This is a genomic window from Salinivibrio sp. PR919 (assembly GCF_001995355.1).
Classification (GTDB): Bacteria; Pseudomonadota; Gammaproteobacteria; order Enterobacterales; family Vibrionaceae; genus Salinivibrio; species Salinivibrio proteolyticus.
Map to the genome: position 1 here is coordinate 14,653 of NZ_MUFL01000004.1, position 15,778 is coordinate 30,430.

The 15,778-nt window shown below is 51.4% G+C and carries 11 protein-coding genes; 7 read left to right on the forward strand and 4 right to left on the reverse strand.

The annotated features are described in order from the left end of the window. The first annotated feature begins 12 nt into the window (after positions 1-12). The gene (gene rpoB / locus BZG83_RS01285) at positions 13-4,038 is read left to right on the forward strand and encodes a DNA-directed RNA polymerase subunit beta (protein ID WP_077479061.1); all 4,026 of its coding nucleotides are present in this window, start codon (positions 13-15) and stop codon (positions 4,036-4,038) included. An 84-nt stretch (positions 4,039-4,122) separates the two neighbouring features. Then, positions 4,123-8,337 carry a DNA-directed RNA polymerase subunit beta' gene (gene rpoC / locus BZG83_RS01290; RefSeq protein WP_069586997.1) on the forward strand — a complete coding sequence of 1,405 codons (4,215 nt, stop codon included), beginning with the start codon at positions 4,123-4,125 and terminating at the stop codon, positions 8,335-8,337. 118 nt (positions 8,338-8,455) lie between these two features. On the opposite strand, the gene BZG83_RS01295 is transcribed toward rpoC, so the two are convergent. Next, positions 8,456-8,941 carry an Rsd/AlgQ family anti-sigma factor gene (locus BZG83_RS01295; protein WP_077479062.1) on the reverse strand — a complete coding sequence of 162 codons (486 nt, stop codon included), beginning with the start codon at positions 8,939-8,941 and terminating at the stop codon, positions 8,456-8,458. A 144-nt stretch (positions 8,942-9,085) separates the two neighbouring features. Here BZG83_RS01295 and nudC point away from each other — a divergent pair, with 144 nt between their 5' ends. Continuing rightward, positions 9,086-9,856 carry an NAD(+) diphosphatase gene (gene nudC, locus BZG83_RS01300; RefSeq protein WP_077479063.1) on the forward strand — a complete coding sequence of 257 codons (771 nt, stop codon included), beginning with the start codon at positions 9,086-9,088 and terminating at the stop codon, positions 9,854-9,856. A gap of 219 nt (positions 9,857-10,075) precedes the next feature. Beyond that, a complete protein-coding gene (gene hemE / locus BZG83_RS01305; RefSeq protein ID WP_077479064.1) occupies positions 10,076-11,140 on the forward strand; it encodes a uroporphyrinogen decarboxylase in 1,065 nt (354 codons plus the stop codon). 31 nt (positions 11,141-11,171) lie between these two features. Here hemE and BZG83_RS01310 read toward each other — a convergent pair whose 3' ends face one another. Then, positions 11,172-11,768 carry a uracil-DNA glycosylase family protein gene (locus tag BZG83_RS01310; RefSeq protein WP_077479065.1) on the reverse strand — a complete coding sequence of 199 codons (597 nt, stop codon included), beginning with the start codon at positions 11,766-11,768 and terminating at the stop codon, positions 11,172-11,174. Then, positions 11,769-12,674, reverse strand: coding sequence for a D-2-hydroxyacid dehydrogenase (locus BZG83_RS01315; RefSeq protein WP_077479066.1), 906 nt, complete (start codon positions 12,672-12,674; stop codon positions 11,769-11,771). Between the two features lie 92 nt (positions 12,675-12,766). On the opposite strand from BZG83_RS01315, the gene BZG83_RS01320 reads away from it, so the two are divergent. After that, positions 12,767-13,354 carry a YjaG family protein gene (locus tag BZG83_RS01320; RefSeq protein WP_077456048.1) on the forward strand — a complete coding sequence of 196 codons (588 nt, stop codon included), beginning with the start codon at positions 12,767-12,769 and terminating at the stop codon, positions 13,352-13,354. Between the two features lie 52 nt (positions 13,355-13,406). On the opposite strand, the gene BZG83_RS01325 is transcribed toward BZG83_RS01320, so the two are convergent. Next, the gene (locus tag BZG83_RS01325; protein ID WP_077456049.1) at positions 13,407-14,501 is read right to left on the reverse strand and encodes a CNNM domain-containing protein; all 1,095 of its coding nucleotides are present in this window, start codon (positions 14,499-14,501) and stop codon (positions 13,407-13,409) included. A gap of 224 nt (positions 14,502-14,725) precedes the next feature. Here BZG83_RS01325 and hupA point away from each other — a divergent pair, with 224 nt between their 5' ends. Together hupA and BZG83_RS01335 are read left to right on the forward strand one after the other, a co-directional pair. After that, positions 14,726-14,998 (forward strand): nucleoid-associated protein HU-alpha, encoded by a 273-nt coding sequence (gene hupA / locus BZG83_RS01330; protein WP_069586989.1) that lies wholly within the window; start codon positions 14,726-14,728, stop codon positions 14,996-14,998. Positions 14,999-15,060: 62 nt separating this feature from the next. Beyond that, the gene (locus tag BZG83_RS01335; RefSeq protein WP_077479067.1) at positions 15,061-15,735 is read left to right on the forward strand and encodes a DUF1481 domain-containing protein; all 675 of its coding nucleotides are present in this window, start codon (positions 15,061-15,063) and stop codon (positions 15,733-15,735) included. The last annotated feature ends 43 nt before the right edge of the window (positions 15,736-15,778 follow it).

Consider the following 15,778-nt stretch of genomic DNA (forward strand, 5'->3'; position numbering starts at 1 on the left):
CTGAGGAACCCTATGGTTTACTCTTATACCGAGAAAAAGCGTATCCGTAAGGATTTTGGTAAGCGTCCTCAAGTTCTGGACGTGCCATACTTGCTGTCGATCCAGCTTGAATCTTTTGAGAAGTTTATCGAGCAGGATCCAGAAGGGCAATACGGTCTTGAAGCTGCCTTTCGCTCTGTCTTTCCAATTCAGAGCTACAACGGCAATTCCGAGCTGCAATACGTTAGCTATCGTCTCGGTGAGCCAGTTTTCGATGTCAAAGAATGCCAAATTCGCGGCGTAACCTATTCGGCACCACTACGCGTGAAACTGCGCTTGGTGATGTTTGATAAAGATGCCCCGGCTGGTACCGTTAAAGACATCAAAGAACAAGAAGTCTATATGGGCGAAATTCCGCTCATGACTGAAAATGGTACCTTTGTCATCAATGGTACTGAGAGGGTTATCGTATCCCAGCTGCACCGTAGTCCGGGCGTCTTTTTCGACAGCGATAAGGGTAAAACCCATTCCTCAGGAAAAGTGCTATATAACGCACGCGTGATCCCATACCGTGGTTCATGGTTGGATTTCGAATTTGATCCTAAGGATATCGTTTACGTTCGTATCGACCGTCGTCGTAAGCTGCCTGCATCGATTATTCTGCGTGCGCTGGAATATACAACGGAAGAGATCCTGGATCTGTTCTTCGATAAAGTTGTCTTTGAAGTCAAAGGTAAAGCGCTAGTCATGGAACTGGTGCCTGATCGCCTACGTGGCGAAACAGCCAGCTTTGACATTGAAGCCAACGGCACCGTTTATGTTGAACAGGGTCGCCGTATTACCGCTCGCCACATCCGTCAGTTGGTGAAAGATAACGTCGATCACATCGAAGTGCCGGTTGAGTACATCGCAGGCAAGATTTCTGCACGTGATTACGTTAACCAAGACACAGGCGAAGTGATTGTCTCGGCTAACCAAGAGTTAAGCCTGGAGACACTGGCGCAATTGTCGCAAGCGGGTCACAAGAAAATCGAAACCCTGTTCACCAACGACTTAGATCATGGTCCGTACATGTCAGATACCTTGCGTATCGACAACACCACGGATCGTTTGACTGCGTTGGTTGAAATCTATCGCATGATGCGCCCAGGCGAGCCACCAACAAAAGAAGCGGCAGAGCAATTGTTCGAAAGCCTCTTCTTCTCTGAAGATCGTTACGATCTATCAGCGGTGGGCCGTATGAAGTTCAACAGCTCATTAGGGCGTGATGAACTAACCGGTCCTGGCGTACTGAGCAAAGAAGACATCATTGAAGTGATGCGTAAACTGATCGATATCCGTAACGGTATCGGTGAAGTGGACGACATCGACCACCTAGGTAACCGTCGTATTCGTTCGGTTGGCGAAATGGCCGAGAACCAATTCCGTGTTGGTTTGGTACGTGTTGAGCGTGCGGTTAAAGAGCGTCTGAGCCTGGGTGACCTTGACAATGTGATGCCACAAGACTTGATCAACGCTAAGCCAATTTCGGCCGCGGTGAAAGAGTTCTTTGGTTCATCTCAGTTGTCACAATTTATGGACCAAAACAACCCGTTGTCTGAGGTGACGCACAAACGTCGTATCTCTGCATTGGGTCCAGGTGGTTTGACGCGTGAGCGCGCCGGCTTYGAAGTTCGAGACGTACACGCGACGCACTACGGTCGTCTCTGTCCGATCGAAACCCCTGAAGGTCCGAACATCGGTCTGATTAACTCACTGTCAGCGTTTGCGCGTTGTAACCCTTACGGCTTCTTGGAAACCCCATACCGTAAAGTGGTTGACGGTAAAGTGACCGATCAAATCGATTACCTGTCAGCGATTGAAGAAGGCCACTACGTGATTGCGCAGGCGAACGCCGCGCTGAACGAAGATGGCTCGTTCACTGATGAACTGATCACTGCGCGTGAGAAAGGGGAATCAGGTCTGCACCCACGTGACCATGTTCAGTACATGGACGTTGCAACCAACCAGGTTGTATCGGTGGCAGCCTCTTTGATCCCATTCCTTGAGCATGACGATGCGAACCGTGCCTTGATGGGTGCGAACATGCAACGTCAGGCCGTTCCAACATTGCGTGCGCAAAAGCCGCTGGTTGGTACGGGTATCGAGCGCAATGTGGCGGTTGACTCAGGTGTTACCGCGGTTGCGAAACGTGGCGGTATCATCCAGTCAGTTGATGCTTCGCGCATCGTACTGAAAGTGAATGAAGATGAGCTGGTACCTGGTGAAGCGGGTATCGACATCTACAACCTGACTAAGTACACCCGTTCTAACCAGAACACCTGTATTAACCAGCGTCCAACTGTGATGCCGGGCGACCAAGTGGCAAAAGGTGACGTACTGGCTGACGGCCCATCGACTGACTTGGGCGAGCTAGCACTGGGTCAGAACATGCGTATCGCGTTTATGCCGTGGAACGGTTATAACTTTGAGGATTCCATCCTTATTTCCGAGCGCGTCGCGCAGGAAGACCGTTTAACCACTATCCACATTCAAGAGCTTTCTTGTGTGGCGCGTGATACCAAGTTGGGCAGCGAAGAAATCACCGCGGACATTCCAAACGTGGGTGAAGCAGCGCTATCGAAACTGGATGAGTCAGGGGTTGTGTATATCGGTGCCGAAGTGAAAGGCGGCGATATCATGGTTGGTAAAGTGACGCCAAAAGGCGAAACGCAACTGACACCAGAAGAGAAACTGCTGCGTGCAATCTTCGGCGAAAAAGCCTCTGACGTGAAAGACTCGTCACTGCGTGTGCCGAACGGTGTATCAGGTACGGTTATCGATGTACAAGTCTTTACTCGCGATGGCGTAGAGAAAGACAAGCGTGCACTCGAAATCGAAGAAATGCAGCTGAAAGAAGCGAAGAAAGACCTGACCGAGGAGTTCTCTATCCTTGAAGGCGGTCTGCTAGCGCGTGTTCGTTCACTGCTTTCTCAAGCCGGTTATACCGACAACCAGTTAGACGGCATGGATCGTAAGACCATGTTGACACAAACACTGGATGATGAAGCACAGCAAACCCAGCTAGAGCAGCTGGCTGAGCAATACGACGAAATTAAAGCCGAGTTCGATAAGAAGTTCGAAACCAAGCGCCGTAAGATCACTCAAGGTGATGATTTGGCTCCTGGCGTACTGAAGATCGTTAAAGTCTACTTGGCCGTTAAACGTCGCATCCAGCCGGGTGACAAGATGGCCGGTCGTCACGGTAACAAAGGTGTAATCTCGAAGATTAACCCAGTTGAAGACATGCCTTACGACGAAAACGGTGTTCCTGTGGATCTGGTACTTAACCCGCTGGGTGTACCTTCACGTATGAACATCGGTCAGATCCTAGAAACACACATGGGTCTGGCGGCGAAAGGTATCGGTGACAAGATCAACCGTATGCTCAAAGAGCAGCAAGAACTGGCGAAATTCCGCGAGTTCCTGCAGAAGGTCTATAGTCTGGGCGATACCCGTCAGAAAGTGGACATCAGTAAACTGACTGACGACGAAGTACGCACCTTGGTGAACAACCTGCGTGACGGTCTTCCAACGGCATCGCCTGTCTTTGACGGTGCACCAGAGCCGTTGATCAAAGAGCTACTCAAACTGGGTGATCTGCCAGAGTCAGGTCAGCTAGCGCTTTATGATGGCCGCACGGGTGAGAAGTTTGAGCGTCCAGTAACCGTGGGTTACATGTACATGCTGAAACTGAACCACTTGGTTGATGACAAGATGCACGCCCGTTCAACTGGCTCGTACAGCCTTGTAACTCAGCAGCCGCTGGGTGGTAAGGCACAGTTCGGTGGTCAGCGATTCGGTGAGATGGAAGTATGGGCACTGGAAGCATACGGTGCTGCCTATACCCTACAAGAAATGCTCACCGTGAAGTCGGATGACGTTAATGGCCGTACCAAGATGTATAAGAACATCGTGGATGGCGACCATCGTATGGAGCCGGGCATGCCGGAATCTTTCAACGTATTGCTGAAAGAAATCCGCTCGTTGGGTATCAACATCGAGCTGGAAGACGAGTAAGCCGCTGGCTGACTCTCTCCGGTAAGAATATGAAGGCGCTGCCTGTCAGCGCCTTTATGGGTCAACTCCTCACAGGAGCCGATTGTGAAAGACTTACTTAAGTTTCTGAAAGCACAGCATAAGACCGAAGAATTTGATTCGATCAAAATCGGTCTAGCCTCACCAGACATGATCCGTTCATGGTCGTTTGGTGAAGTGAAAAAGCCAGAAACCATCAACTACCGTACCTTTAAGCCTGAGCGTGACGGTTTGTTCTGTGCACGTATCTTCGGCCCGGTCAAAGACTACGAATGTCTTTGTGGTAAATACAAGCGCCTGAAGCACCGTGGCGTCATTTGTGAAAAATGTGGCGTTGAAGTTACTCAGACCAAAGTGCGCCGTGAGCGTATGGGTCACATTGAGCTGGCTTCACCTGTTGCCCACATTTGGTTCCTGAAGTCGCTACCATCACGCATTGGTTTGCTGATGGACATGCCGCTACGTGACATCGAGCGTGTGCTTTACTTTGAATCCTACGTGGTGATTGAGCCAGGTATGACCAACCTTGAGCGTGGTCAGATGCTGTCTGAAGAGCAGTACTTGGACGCGTTGGAAGAGTGGGGCGACGAATTTGATGCGCGCATGGGCGCAGAAGCAGTGAAAGCACTGCTGGCGAACATGGATCTGTCAGTTGAGACAGAGCAAATGCGTGAAGAGTTGGAAGAAACCAACTCTGAAACCAAACGTAAGAAGATCACTAAGCGTTTGAAGCTGGTGGAAGCCTTCTTGCAATCAGGTAACAACCCTGAGTGGATGATCCTGACTGTGCTGCCTGTGTTGCCGCCAGACTTGCGTCCATTGGTACCGTTGGACGGTGGTCGTTTTGCGACCTCGGATCTGAACGACCTTTACCGTCGTGTGATCAACCGTAACAACCGTTTGAAGCGCCTGCTTGATCTTGCTGCACCAGACATCATCGTGCGTAACGAAAAACGCATGCTGCAAGAGTCTGTGGATGCCTTACTTGATAACGGTCGTCGTGGTCGTGCCATCACTGGCTCGAACAAGCGTCCGCTTAAATCGCTGGCTGACATGATCAAAGGTAAGCAGGGTCGTTTCCGTCAGAACCTGCTGGGTAAACGCGTTGACTACTCTGGCCGTTCGGTAATCACCGTAGGTCCATACTTGCGTCTGCATCAGTGTGGTCTGCCAAAGAAAATGGCACTAGAGCTGTTTAAACCGTTTATCTACGGCAAGCTTGAGACTCGTGGTCTCGCGACCACCATCAAAGCCGCCAAGAAGATGGTTGAGCGCGAAGAAGCTGTGGTATGGGATATCTTGGATGAAGTCATCCGTGAACACCCTGTCCTGCTAAACCGTGCACCAACACTTCACCGTTTGGGTATCCAAGCGTTTGAACCTGTGCTTATCGAAGGTAAAGCGATTCAGCTACACCCATTGGTGTGTGCGGCCTATAACGCCGACTTCGATGGTGACCAGATGGCTGTTCACGTACCGCTGACGCTGGAAGCCCAGCTCGAAGCGCGTGCGTTGATGATGTCGACCAACAACATCCTATCGCCAGCATCCGGTGATCCTATCATCGTACCGTCTCAGGACGTGGTTCTGGGTCTTTACTACATGACCCGTGAGAAGGTGAACGGCAAAGGCGAAGGCATGTACTTGGCCGGCCCAGGCGAAGCCGAAAAGGTTTACCGTACTGGCCATGCTGAACTGCATACGCGCGTAAAAGTGCGTATCAAGCAAGTTGATATCGATGAGATGGGCGCTCGTACCGAGAAAGTATCACTGGTTGATACCACCGTCGGTCGTGCCATGCTGTGGACCATCGTGCCGGAAGGCCTGTCATTTGACTTGGTTAACCAGCCGTTGGGTAAAAAGCAAATCTCTAACTTGCTCAACACCTGTTACCGTAAGCTGGGTCTGAAAGACACTGTTATTTTTGCTGACCAAATCATGTACACCGGTTTTGCCTACGCGGCACTGTCGGGCACCTCTGTCGGTATCGACGATATGGTGATCCCACAAGCCAAGTACGACTTGATCGAAGCAGCAGAAGCAGAAGTTGCGGAAATCCAAGAGCAGTTCCAATCTGGTCTGGTTACCGCGGGCGAACGTTACAACAAAGTGATCGATATCTGGGCTGCAGCGAACGAACAAGTTGCAAAAGCCATGATGGATAACCTGTCTAACGAGACAGTGATTAACCGTGACGGCGAAGAAGAAACCCAGAAGTCGTTCAACAGTGTTTACATGATGGCCGACTCAGGCGCACGTGGTTCTGCGGCACAGATTCGTCAGCTAGCCGGTATGCGTGGTCTGATGGCGAAGCCAGATGGCTCTATCATCGAAACGCCAATCACGGCGAACTTCCGTGAAGGCCTGAACGTTCTTCAGTACTTTATCTCTACGCACGGTGCGCGTAAGGGTCTTGCAGATACCGCATTGAAGACAGCGAACTCAGGTTACCTGACTCGTCGTCTGGTTGACGTAGCCCAAGACGTGGTCGTGACCGAAACCGATTGTGGCACCGAAGGCGGTATCCACATGATGGCGGTTATCGAAGGCGGTGACGTGAAAGAAGCACTGCGTGAGCGTGTGCTGGGTCGTGTCGTCGCTGAAGACGTACTGAAGCCGGGTACTGACGAGGTGCTTGCACCACGTAACACCCTGCTGGATGAGAAGTGGTGTGACATTCTTGAGCAGCACTCTGTCGATAAGGTAAAAGTACGCTCTGTCGTAACCTGTGAAACTGACTTCGGTTGTTGTGCACACTGTTACGGTCGTGACTTGGCACGTGGTCACTTGGTGAACCACGGTGAGTCTGTGGGCGTTATCGCGGCACAGTCTATCGGTGAGCCAGGTACACAGCTGACCATGCGTACGTTCCACATCGGTGGTGCGGCATCGCGTGCGGCGGCAGAAAACAACATCCAGGTGAAGAACAAAGGTTCTATGCACCTGCACAATGTGAAATCCGTGACCAACAGCGACGGTAAGCTAGTGATTACCTCGCGTGCGTCAGAGATGACCATTGTTGATGAGTTCGGTCGTACGAAAGAAAGCTACAAAGTGCCTTACGGTGCCTTGCTGAGCAAGAAAGATGGTGAAGCGGTTGAAGCTGGCGACGTCGTTGCTAACTGGGACCCGCACACCATGCCAATCATCACCGAAGTAGAAGGTAGCGTTCGCTTCGTAGACATGATTGATGGCGTCACCATGCAGCGTCAAACTGATGAACTGACCGGCCTGTCTTCTATCGTGGTCATGGATGCCTCTGAGCGCCCATCATCCGGTAAAGATAAGCGTCCTGCAGTGAAACTGGTTGATGCGCAAGGCAATGACATGATGATCCCAGGCACTGATATGCCGGTTCAATACTTCTTGCCGGGTAACGCAATTGTTCAGCTGGATGACGGCGCGAACGTTGGCATTGGTGACACCTTGGCGCGTATCCCGCAAGAAAGCGGCGGTACCAAGGATATCACCGGTGGTCTGCCACGTGTTGCTGACCTGTTCGAAGCGCGTAAGCCAAAAGAGCCAGCTATCTTGGCGGAGATCACAGGTACTGTTTCCTTCGGTAAAGAAACCAAAGGTAAACGTCGCCTGATCATCACCCCAGAAGAAGGCCAAGCCTACGAAGAGATGATTCCAAAATGGCGTCAGCTCAACGTATTCGAAGGTGAAAAAGTCGAGAAAGGTGATGTGATCGCTGATGGTCCAGAATCACCGCACGACATCTTGCGTCTGCGTGGTGTTCACGCAGTGGCTGAGTACATCACCAACGAAGTTCAAGACGTTTACCGTCTGCAAGGCGTTAAGATCAACGATAAGCATATCGAGACCATCGTGCGTCAGATGTTGCGTAAGGTGACCATTAAGTCTGCAGGTGATACCGACTTCTTGGAAGGCGAGCAAGTGGAATACTCACGTGTGACCATTGCTAACCGTGAACTTGAAGCGGAAGGCAAGCGTCCAGCGACCTATGGTCGTGACCTGCTGGGTATCACTAAAGCCTCGTTGGCGACTGAGTCATTCATCTCAGCGGCATCGTTCCAGGAAACCACGCGCGTGCTGACAGAAGCAGCCGTAGCGGGTAAACGTGATGACTTACGTGGTCTGAAAGAGAACGTGATTGTGGGTCGTTTGATCCCAGCCGGTACTGGTTTCGCGTATCATAAAGATCGTCAAGCCAAACGTGCTGAGCCTGAACAGCCTGTTGCACCACAGATTGATGCTGAGCAAGCCTCACAAGATCTGGCAGCACTTTTGAATGCAGGACTGAACGACGACAATTAATCGATTGTCTCGCACCATTGAAAAGGCACCTCCTCGGAGGTGCCTTTTGTTTTTCTGCCCTAGAGCACAAAAAAACGCCGCCAAGAGGCGACGGATTCGTTTATTCACTGATACGTATTTACGCGCCAGGCGGGTGAGCTAAGCTATCTGCAATGACACGAATTAGTGTGTCTTCTAACTCGAAACGTTGTTCCAGCAGCTCGCCGATCGCTGAGATGTCTTCATCAAAGTCGGGGAAGTGATAGTCCTCATCATCCCAATCAAGCTCACTAAATTTGTCGTTGAAATCGAGCAAAGGATCCGTGGTGTCAACAATGCGGAAATACAAGCTATCGGTTTCTTGTGTTGCCGAGAAGCCGGTAGACTGCCATCGCTCCATGACCATGTTATAAATCTTAAAATGCCCCGTGGAGATGTAATCGACCAAGTGATCGCAGAAGCGGTCAATTTCTTCTTTGCTGGGCAGATTCTGCTTCTTTTTTACCGCGACACCTGCCACGTTGTAGTATTCAACCAGCAGCTGACGACGTAACTCGAGCCAGTAATCGATGACGTCATCGTAACCGCTCCATTGTGCTTTAGTACGTTCAAGTTTTTTCAGCATGATCGGCGTCCTCGTGATCGATCAGCGAATGGGTGGCACTATATACGGCCAACTTAAAATTAACGGGCTGCTCAATCCTTTGCATCACGTTATGAAGTTAGATTGCCAGTATTCAAGTATAGCTGCAAGGCTAAGGAAGTGACCATGTCTCAGAATCAACAAGCCGTCTATTTGTGTGCGGTTGTCGACGGAAAACTCTGGCTTCCTCACGGTACATTGCCTTTGTTATCCCTATCAGAATTGCCGTTTGCGGTGCAGACGACGATCACCGTTGGTCATTATCAACACATCCCAGTGGTGGGGGCATGGAATTGTAACACCATGCTACCGAGTGATGAGATGGCGGACTTGAGAGCGCTATTATCGGATTTACCGGCTGACTTGTTTGCGCTAGTGGGACGAGTCGTTCAGCTTGATGTGATGCAAAAGCAGCAAGCATTTTGCGGCCGCTGTGGCCACCGTGCGGTATTGGATACACAGTCGGTGGCGATGTGGTGCGCCGTCTGTCAACGTCACGATTATCCGCGTGTGTCGCCTTGTGTGATTGTGGCGGTACGTGATGACAAGCGACTGCTGCTGGCACAGCATCCACGGCATAAAACCGGGATGTATACCGTGATTGCCGGATTCGTTGAGCCCGGTGAAACCCTCGAACAGTGCGTGGCGCGCGAGGTCAAAGAGGAAACGGGGATTGAGGTGAAAAATATCCGTTATATGGATAGCCAGCCGTGGGCCTTTCCTTCCAATGTCATGATGGGTTTTTTGGCCGACTATGCAAGCGGTCAGCTACGGCCAGATTATGAGGAATTGACGGATGCACAATGGTTTGACTGCCAATCACTCCCGCCAGTTGCACCTCAAGGGACCATTGCGCGGCGCTTGATTGACGCAAGCTGCGCGCTTGCGCAGGAATAAAAAAACCCGGCCGTAGGGAAGCCGGGGTAAGATGCGAACATAATTGTCTTTCGCAGACCTATTGTCGTTATGCGTTGGTTTTATCATGTGGTGAGAAAAGCAGCAATCATCGCCCACCCTTGGGATGACAGTTTTATGATCCTGTTAACAAAGGTTGGCTTTTGTTGCGACTCGACAGTGATACAATGACGCCTCTTTTCGCTCACAGGCTTTAACACAATGACTGAACTGAAAAACGATCGCTATTTACGCGCTTTACTCAAACAGCCAGTGGATTGCACCCCCGTGTGGATGATGCGTCAAGCTGGTCGCTATCTGCCAGAATACCGCGAAGTACGTGCGCAAGCCGGTGATTTTCTGTCATTGTGTAAAAATGCAGAGCTGGCGTGTGAAGTGACTTTACAACCTTTACGCCGCTTTGATCTCGATGCCGCTATTCTGTTCTCCGACATTTTGACCATCCCCGATGCGATGGGACTGGGTTTGTATTTTGAGACCGGAGAGGGGCCGAAGTTTGCGCGCCCGATTACCTGTAAGGCGGACGTCGATAAAATCGGCATTCCCGATCCTGAAGGTGAGCTGCAATATGTGATGAATGCCGTACGCACTATTCGTCACGAATTGAACGGAGACGTTCCCTTGATTGGTTTTTCCGGCAGCCCTTGGACGCTCGCCACCTACATGGTGGAAGGGGGCAGCTCGAAAGCCTTTACCAAGCTTAAGAAGATGATGTATGCCGAGCCACAAACCCTGCATGCATTACTCGATAAGCTTGCCGATAGCGTGACCAGCTATTTGAATGCGCAAATCAAAGCGGGCGCCCAATCGGTGATGATCTTTGATACTTGGGGTGGGGTATTAACCCCGCGTGATTATTACGACTTCTCACTCCAATACATGCATAAAATTGTGGATGGTCTGATCCGTGAGCATGAAGGCCGTCGTGTCCCAGTGACCTTGTTTACCAAAAACGGCGGAATGTGGCTTGAGAAAATCGCGGCGACCGGTTGCGATGGTGTGGGGTTAGATTGGACAATCGATATTGCCGATGCCAAAGCACGGATTGGTGATAAAGTGGCCTTGCAAGGCAATATGGACCCGTCCATCCTCTATGCTCAGCCTGATCGTATCCGTCAAGAGGTTGCGACTATCCTAGAAGGATTTGGCGAAGGGACAGGCCATGTCTTTAATCTCGGCCACGGGATCCACCTCGATGTCCCGCCGGAAAACGCCGGGGTGTTTGTCGATGCGGTGCATGAGTTGTCCCGTCTGTATCACGACTAAGCTAGCACGCTCGCCAATGGCGAGCGTTTTTTTACCTCGGTGCAGTGAACAACGCCTGTTGGATCTGCGTTTGCAGGGCTGGCACTACCTGTTCTTCAAACCATGGATGACGACGTAGCCATAACGTATTTCTGGGCGAGGGGTGAGGTAGCACAAAAGTGTGCGGTGCCCACTGCCGCCAGTGTTTGACGGTTTCGGTCAATGTTTTGGGCTTATTGGCTAAATAGTACTGCTGAGCATACTGGCCAATCAGCAAGGTCACCGCAACGTTAGGGAGGTGCGCTTTGATTGCCTTGTGCCACACAGGCGCACAAATGCGGGCAGGCGGCAAATCGCCCGATTTACCTTTGCCCGGATAGCATAGCCCCATCGGCATAATGGCAAATAAGTCAGGCTGATAGAATTGCTCGCGCGTGACCCCCAGCCATTCTCGTAAGCGGTCGCCACTGGGATCATTAAAGGGCAGGCCACTGTCATGGACGCGTCTACCGGGTGCTTGGCCGATAATCAGTACCCGCGCATCCGTACTGGCTTGGATCACAGGACGAGGTCCATCAGGTAGCCAATGTTGGCATAATCGGCATGCTTGTGCTGCGGATAACCCTGTCTCCAAATCCGAAAACGTCATCTAGTACCCTTTATCAAAATCGACGTGGTGGAGCAAAGGCTCGCCAGCATGCCAGCGCCGATAGTTATCCGTAAACAGCTTAAAGACCTGATCGGGGAAGCTAACGGCAGCAATATGCGGTGTCACTGTCACCTTGGGGTGTGTCCAAAACGGATGCGACTCGGGCAGGGGCTCCTGTTGCATCACATCCAAGACCGCGCCGCGAAGCTGCTTCGCCTCCAACGCGTGGATCAGGGCGTGCTCATCCACGGTGGCACCACGCCCGACGTTAATAAAGAAAAGATCCAGCGCATGCTGCCAAAACGCTGCATTCAGGCATTGGTGTGTTTTGTCTGTGGCGGGCAAAGTGCTTACTAACACATCAACCTCACGCAACCGTTGCTGTAATTCGGGCAGTGTCATGGTGTGATCAAACGCCTCGACAGACCGGCCGGTTTGGTTGGTGCCCAGTACCTTCATGCCAAACGCGTGAGCGACGGTCGCGATATACTGGCCAATCGCTCCTGTGCCTAAAATGGCGAGCGTTTGCCCATGCAATGACTGATAGGGCTGAGGCTGCCAGTGACACTGCGCTTGCTGTTTGGCGTACTGACCAATATGGCGAGTATTCGTCAATAGGTGTCCGAAAACATATTCGGCCATTAAGGGGCCAAAAATACCGCGCACATTGGTGAGCTGATAGTGGCGGAACGGCGCCTGAATCAGCGCATCGGTCCCGGCGAAGGTGGATTGCAACCAGCGCAACGCGTTGGCATGAGGCAGCTTTGACACGGCAAGCGGTGGGTCAGCTAGCCAGATCGTGGCCTCTTCTGCGTTATGCGTGAGGGCGAGATCTGGGAGTTGGGCTGCTGCCAGTAATTGATGGTAGGTCGCAGCATGCTCACTGATCACATAAACTTTATCCACAAAGGCTCCTTTTTATGGGGCGGTGAATCAAGTACACTTGCACCCAATTTACCGACGGACAATTGTCCCCCGTTATTTAAGATCAATTGGCTATGTTAAGAAACCCCTTACAACTGCGTTTGGAAAAATGTGAGACTTGGCAGCACGTCAGTTTTATGGCTGCGCTGGTGGAGCGTATGTACCCTAACTATGCCCTTTACTGTGCGCAAACTGAATTTGCTGACCCTCAAGCGTTTCGCAATATTCTTGATGCAGTGTGGGAATCACAAACAGTGAAAGGGGCCAAAATTGACTTTGAGCGACAGCTAGAAAAGCTGGAGCCATTGATCCCTGCGCTCACCGATGACGCGATTTACCTCACTTATCCAGCCATTGATGCCTGTGCGGCGTTATCACACCTTCTTCACGCCTTGCTTGACCGTGATGAAATGCTGACCATTACGCTGAAAGTGAGCCAGCAGTCGGTGATGAGCGTCGCGCAACTGGAAGAAGCACAAACCGGCGATGCAGTCACCGATGAAAACCAGAAGGCGAATGAAGCTGTGTGTGATGAATGGGACGCGCAGTGGGCGATTTTCCGGGTACTGAAAAGTGCGGATACCCGCGACGTTGAGATGCTTAAAGGCATTCGCCAAGAGTTACGCGAGGCGGGTGTGAGCAACTTAGGATTAAGCCTTTGAACGGCGGAAAATGAGATAAAAAAGGCGGCTTCGGCCGCCTTTTGTGTTTAGGTTATCCCGATGATTCATCCGATTGACGCTGTACGGGTGGTTCATCGTCGTCTTGGCTCTCAATCATCTTATGCTGCTTTTTCCATGACTCCCAACGCTGGTAGGCCAATTGCTGCATATCGGTGACAGTATCCGCTTCATCAATGATCTCGCGGCCGGTTAAGTACTCGAAAATATCTTCCAGCGTGATTATCCCTTGCACCGTCCCGTACTCGTCCACAATCATCGCTAATTGCGCGCGACGGATCATTAAGATATCGAACGCTTGTAATACGCTATTACCGGGCAAAATCACCGCGAGTGGACGCATAAGGTCACCCAGGGTGGTACGTCGAGCCCCGCGTGTCTTGGCGGCATAGATATCGGATTTGTGGACAAAACCTAAAATATCATCACGCTGTTCGCCATAAATCAACGGGCGCGAGAAGGGACAGTCACTGTGCTCGGTTAAAAAGGTATCTACACTCATCTCCGCCGGGACACGAAAAAGCACCGGACGTGGGGTCATCAACTGCGTGGCAGGGAGCTCACGCAGTTTCAACATGTTGTTGAGCATCTGGGTTTCATCTTCACCCATTTCACCACTTTCTGAGGCGAGCATCGCCATGGCCGAGATTTCATCACGCAGTTTGACATGGGTCGCGTCAGAGCTAAGACGCTTGGTTATTTGCTCGGATACCCACACAAAGGGGGTCAGGCCCCATACCATCCACTTCAATACAATCGCCGCCCCTGGCGCCAATTGCGGCCAGAAGTTGGCACCAATGGTTTTTGGGATAATCTCGGAGAGTAATAAAATAGCCAGTGTGAGTACTGCGGAGAATACCCCAACCCATGCATCGCCAAACACATTGGCCGCTTGTGCCCCTGCACCTGCTGCCCCCACGGTGTGCGCAATGGTGTTTAAGGTGAGGATCGAAGCCAGTGGTCGGTCGATATTATCTTTTAAGGCGGTCAGTTTCGCCGCGGCTGGGTGTTCTTGCTGACGGAGATTCGCCAAATAGCTTGGCGTAATACTCAATAGGATTGCTTCAAGCACAGAACAAATGAAAGATACACCAATAGATAATGAGATAAATAGGACAAGAGTCAGCATATATTCCCGAGTATGAAAGCCAGTCGTCCCCTTAAAGATCAGGCCAGTGGCGGGCTTTTACAACCATTCAAATGAGAAAAAGCGCAACAAATTGTGAGATCGCGCTCAGTTTGTGGTTAAAGAGCCTCCATATAGTCTCACCAAGCGCCACAAACCTTTGCCAGCCGGGCTTCTTTTGAATTAGAGTGAGCTCGTCTCTAAAAAAACCTAGAAGGGAAGACATAATGAACAAGACCCAACTGATCGACCTGATCGCTGAAAAAGCCGACCTTTCAAAAGCGCAAGCAAAAGCAGCACTGGAAGCGACTTTGGGCGGAATTGAAGGTGCCCTAAAAGAAGGCGAGCAGGTGCAACTGATTGGCTTCGGTACGTTTAAAGTAAACCACCGTGCAGCGCGCACGGGTCGTAACCCACAGACGGGTCAAGAGATCCAAATTTCAGCGGCTAACGTGCCAGCCTTTGTGGCAGGTAAAGCACTGAAAGACGCGGTTAAGTAAGCGTCAATCGTCATTATCGCCATAGCCTCTGCTATGGCGTTTTTGTCTCTGGGTGACGCAAAATGCGAAGAGTATGGGCGTTATCGCTGATCATACTGCTCACGGCCTGTAGCCGTGGCGAACCCCCGAAGCCTGTCACACGGGTAACAGCCTCTGTTGCGGGTGGTGACCACAGTGCGGTCTATTGGCTCGATAGCCAACAGGGGCGCCCAATCAGCTTGTCAGAGCATGTTTGGCAAGGGGATTACGGCGAGTATCGCGGCGAATATGTGTGGCGAGATGGCCAATTACGTGCCTTAAAGCGTGAAGGTGAACAGCTCGCAGATAATACGCGTGTCCCTTTTTCTCTCCATGTCCGTTTTGATGCCAGTGGCGAACCTGTATTTCAACGCTATCGCCAAGATGGCGCGATTATTCCCCTCGACAGTGCTGCGTTAACGCGCCTGTATCAAGAGTCCAATCAGATCCTCGGCCAAGCCCAAGGGCAAATCGCGCGCAATGTGTCTGTCTTGCAGGGACAGCGAATAGGTGAATATTGGGTAGATTGCCGTGGCGAACGGCAGCGTTGGGTCTTTGATGATGCGATCCCGCCCGTGGTGGTGAGCAAGCTGCTCCAGCCGGGTACCTTTGTGATTGGCGCTGGGAATCCCGGTATTGGCAAAGATACCATCGATGCCTTGGTCTTGGTGCGCCGTGAAAAGGCGTGCTTAACCCGTCCTCAGCTATTGGCAGAATAAAAAATGCGCCCAGAGGACGCATTGTGGCATGGTGTGACGGTCA

Coding starts and splice junctions, on each gene's coding strand:
- BZG83_RS01295 (WP_077479062.1), bottom strand. CDS start 8,941: ATGCTGAAAAAACTTGAACGTACTAAAGCACAATGGAGCGGTTACGAT.
- nudC (WP_077479063.1), top strand. CDS start 9,086: ATGTCTCAGAATCAACAAGCCGTCTATTTGTGTGCGGTTGTCGACGGA.
- hemE (WP_077479064.1), top strand. CDS start 10,076: ATGACTGAACTGAAAAACGATCGCTATTTACGCGCTTTACTCAAACAG.
- BZG83_RS01310 (WP_077479065.1), bottom strand. CDS start 11,768: ATGACGTTTTCGGATTTGGAGACAGGGTTATCCGCAGCACAAGCATGC.
- BZG83_RS01320 (WP_077456048.1), top strand. CDS start 12,767: ATGTTAAGAAACCCCTTACAACTGCGTTTGGAAAAATGTGAGACTTGG.
- BZG83_RS01325 (WP_077456049.1), bottom strand. CDS start 14,501: ATGCTGACTCTTGTCCTATTTATCTCATTATCTATTGGTGTATCTTTC.
- hupA (WP_069586989.1), top strand. CDS start 14,726: ATGAACAAGACCCAACTGATCGACCTGATCGCTGAAAAAGCCGACCTT.
- BZG83_RS01335 (WP_077479067.1), top strand. CDS start 15,061: ATGCGAAGAGTATGGGCGTTATCGCTGATCATACTGCTCACGGCCTGT.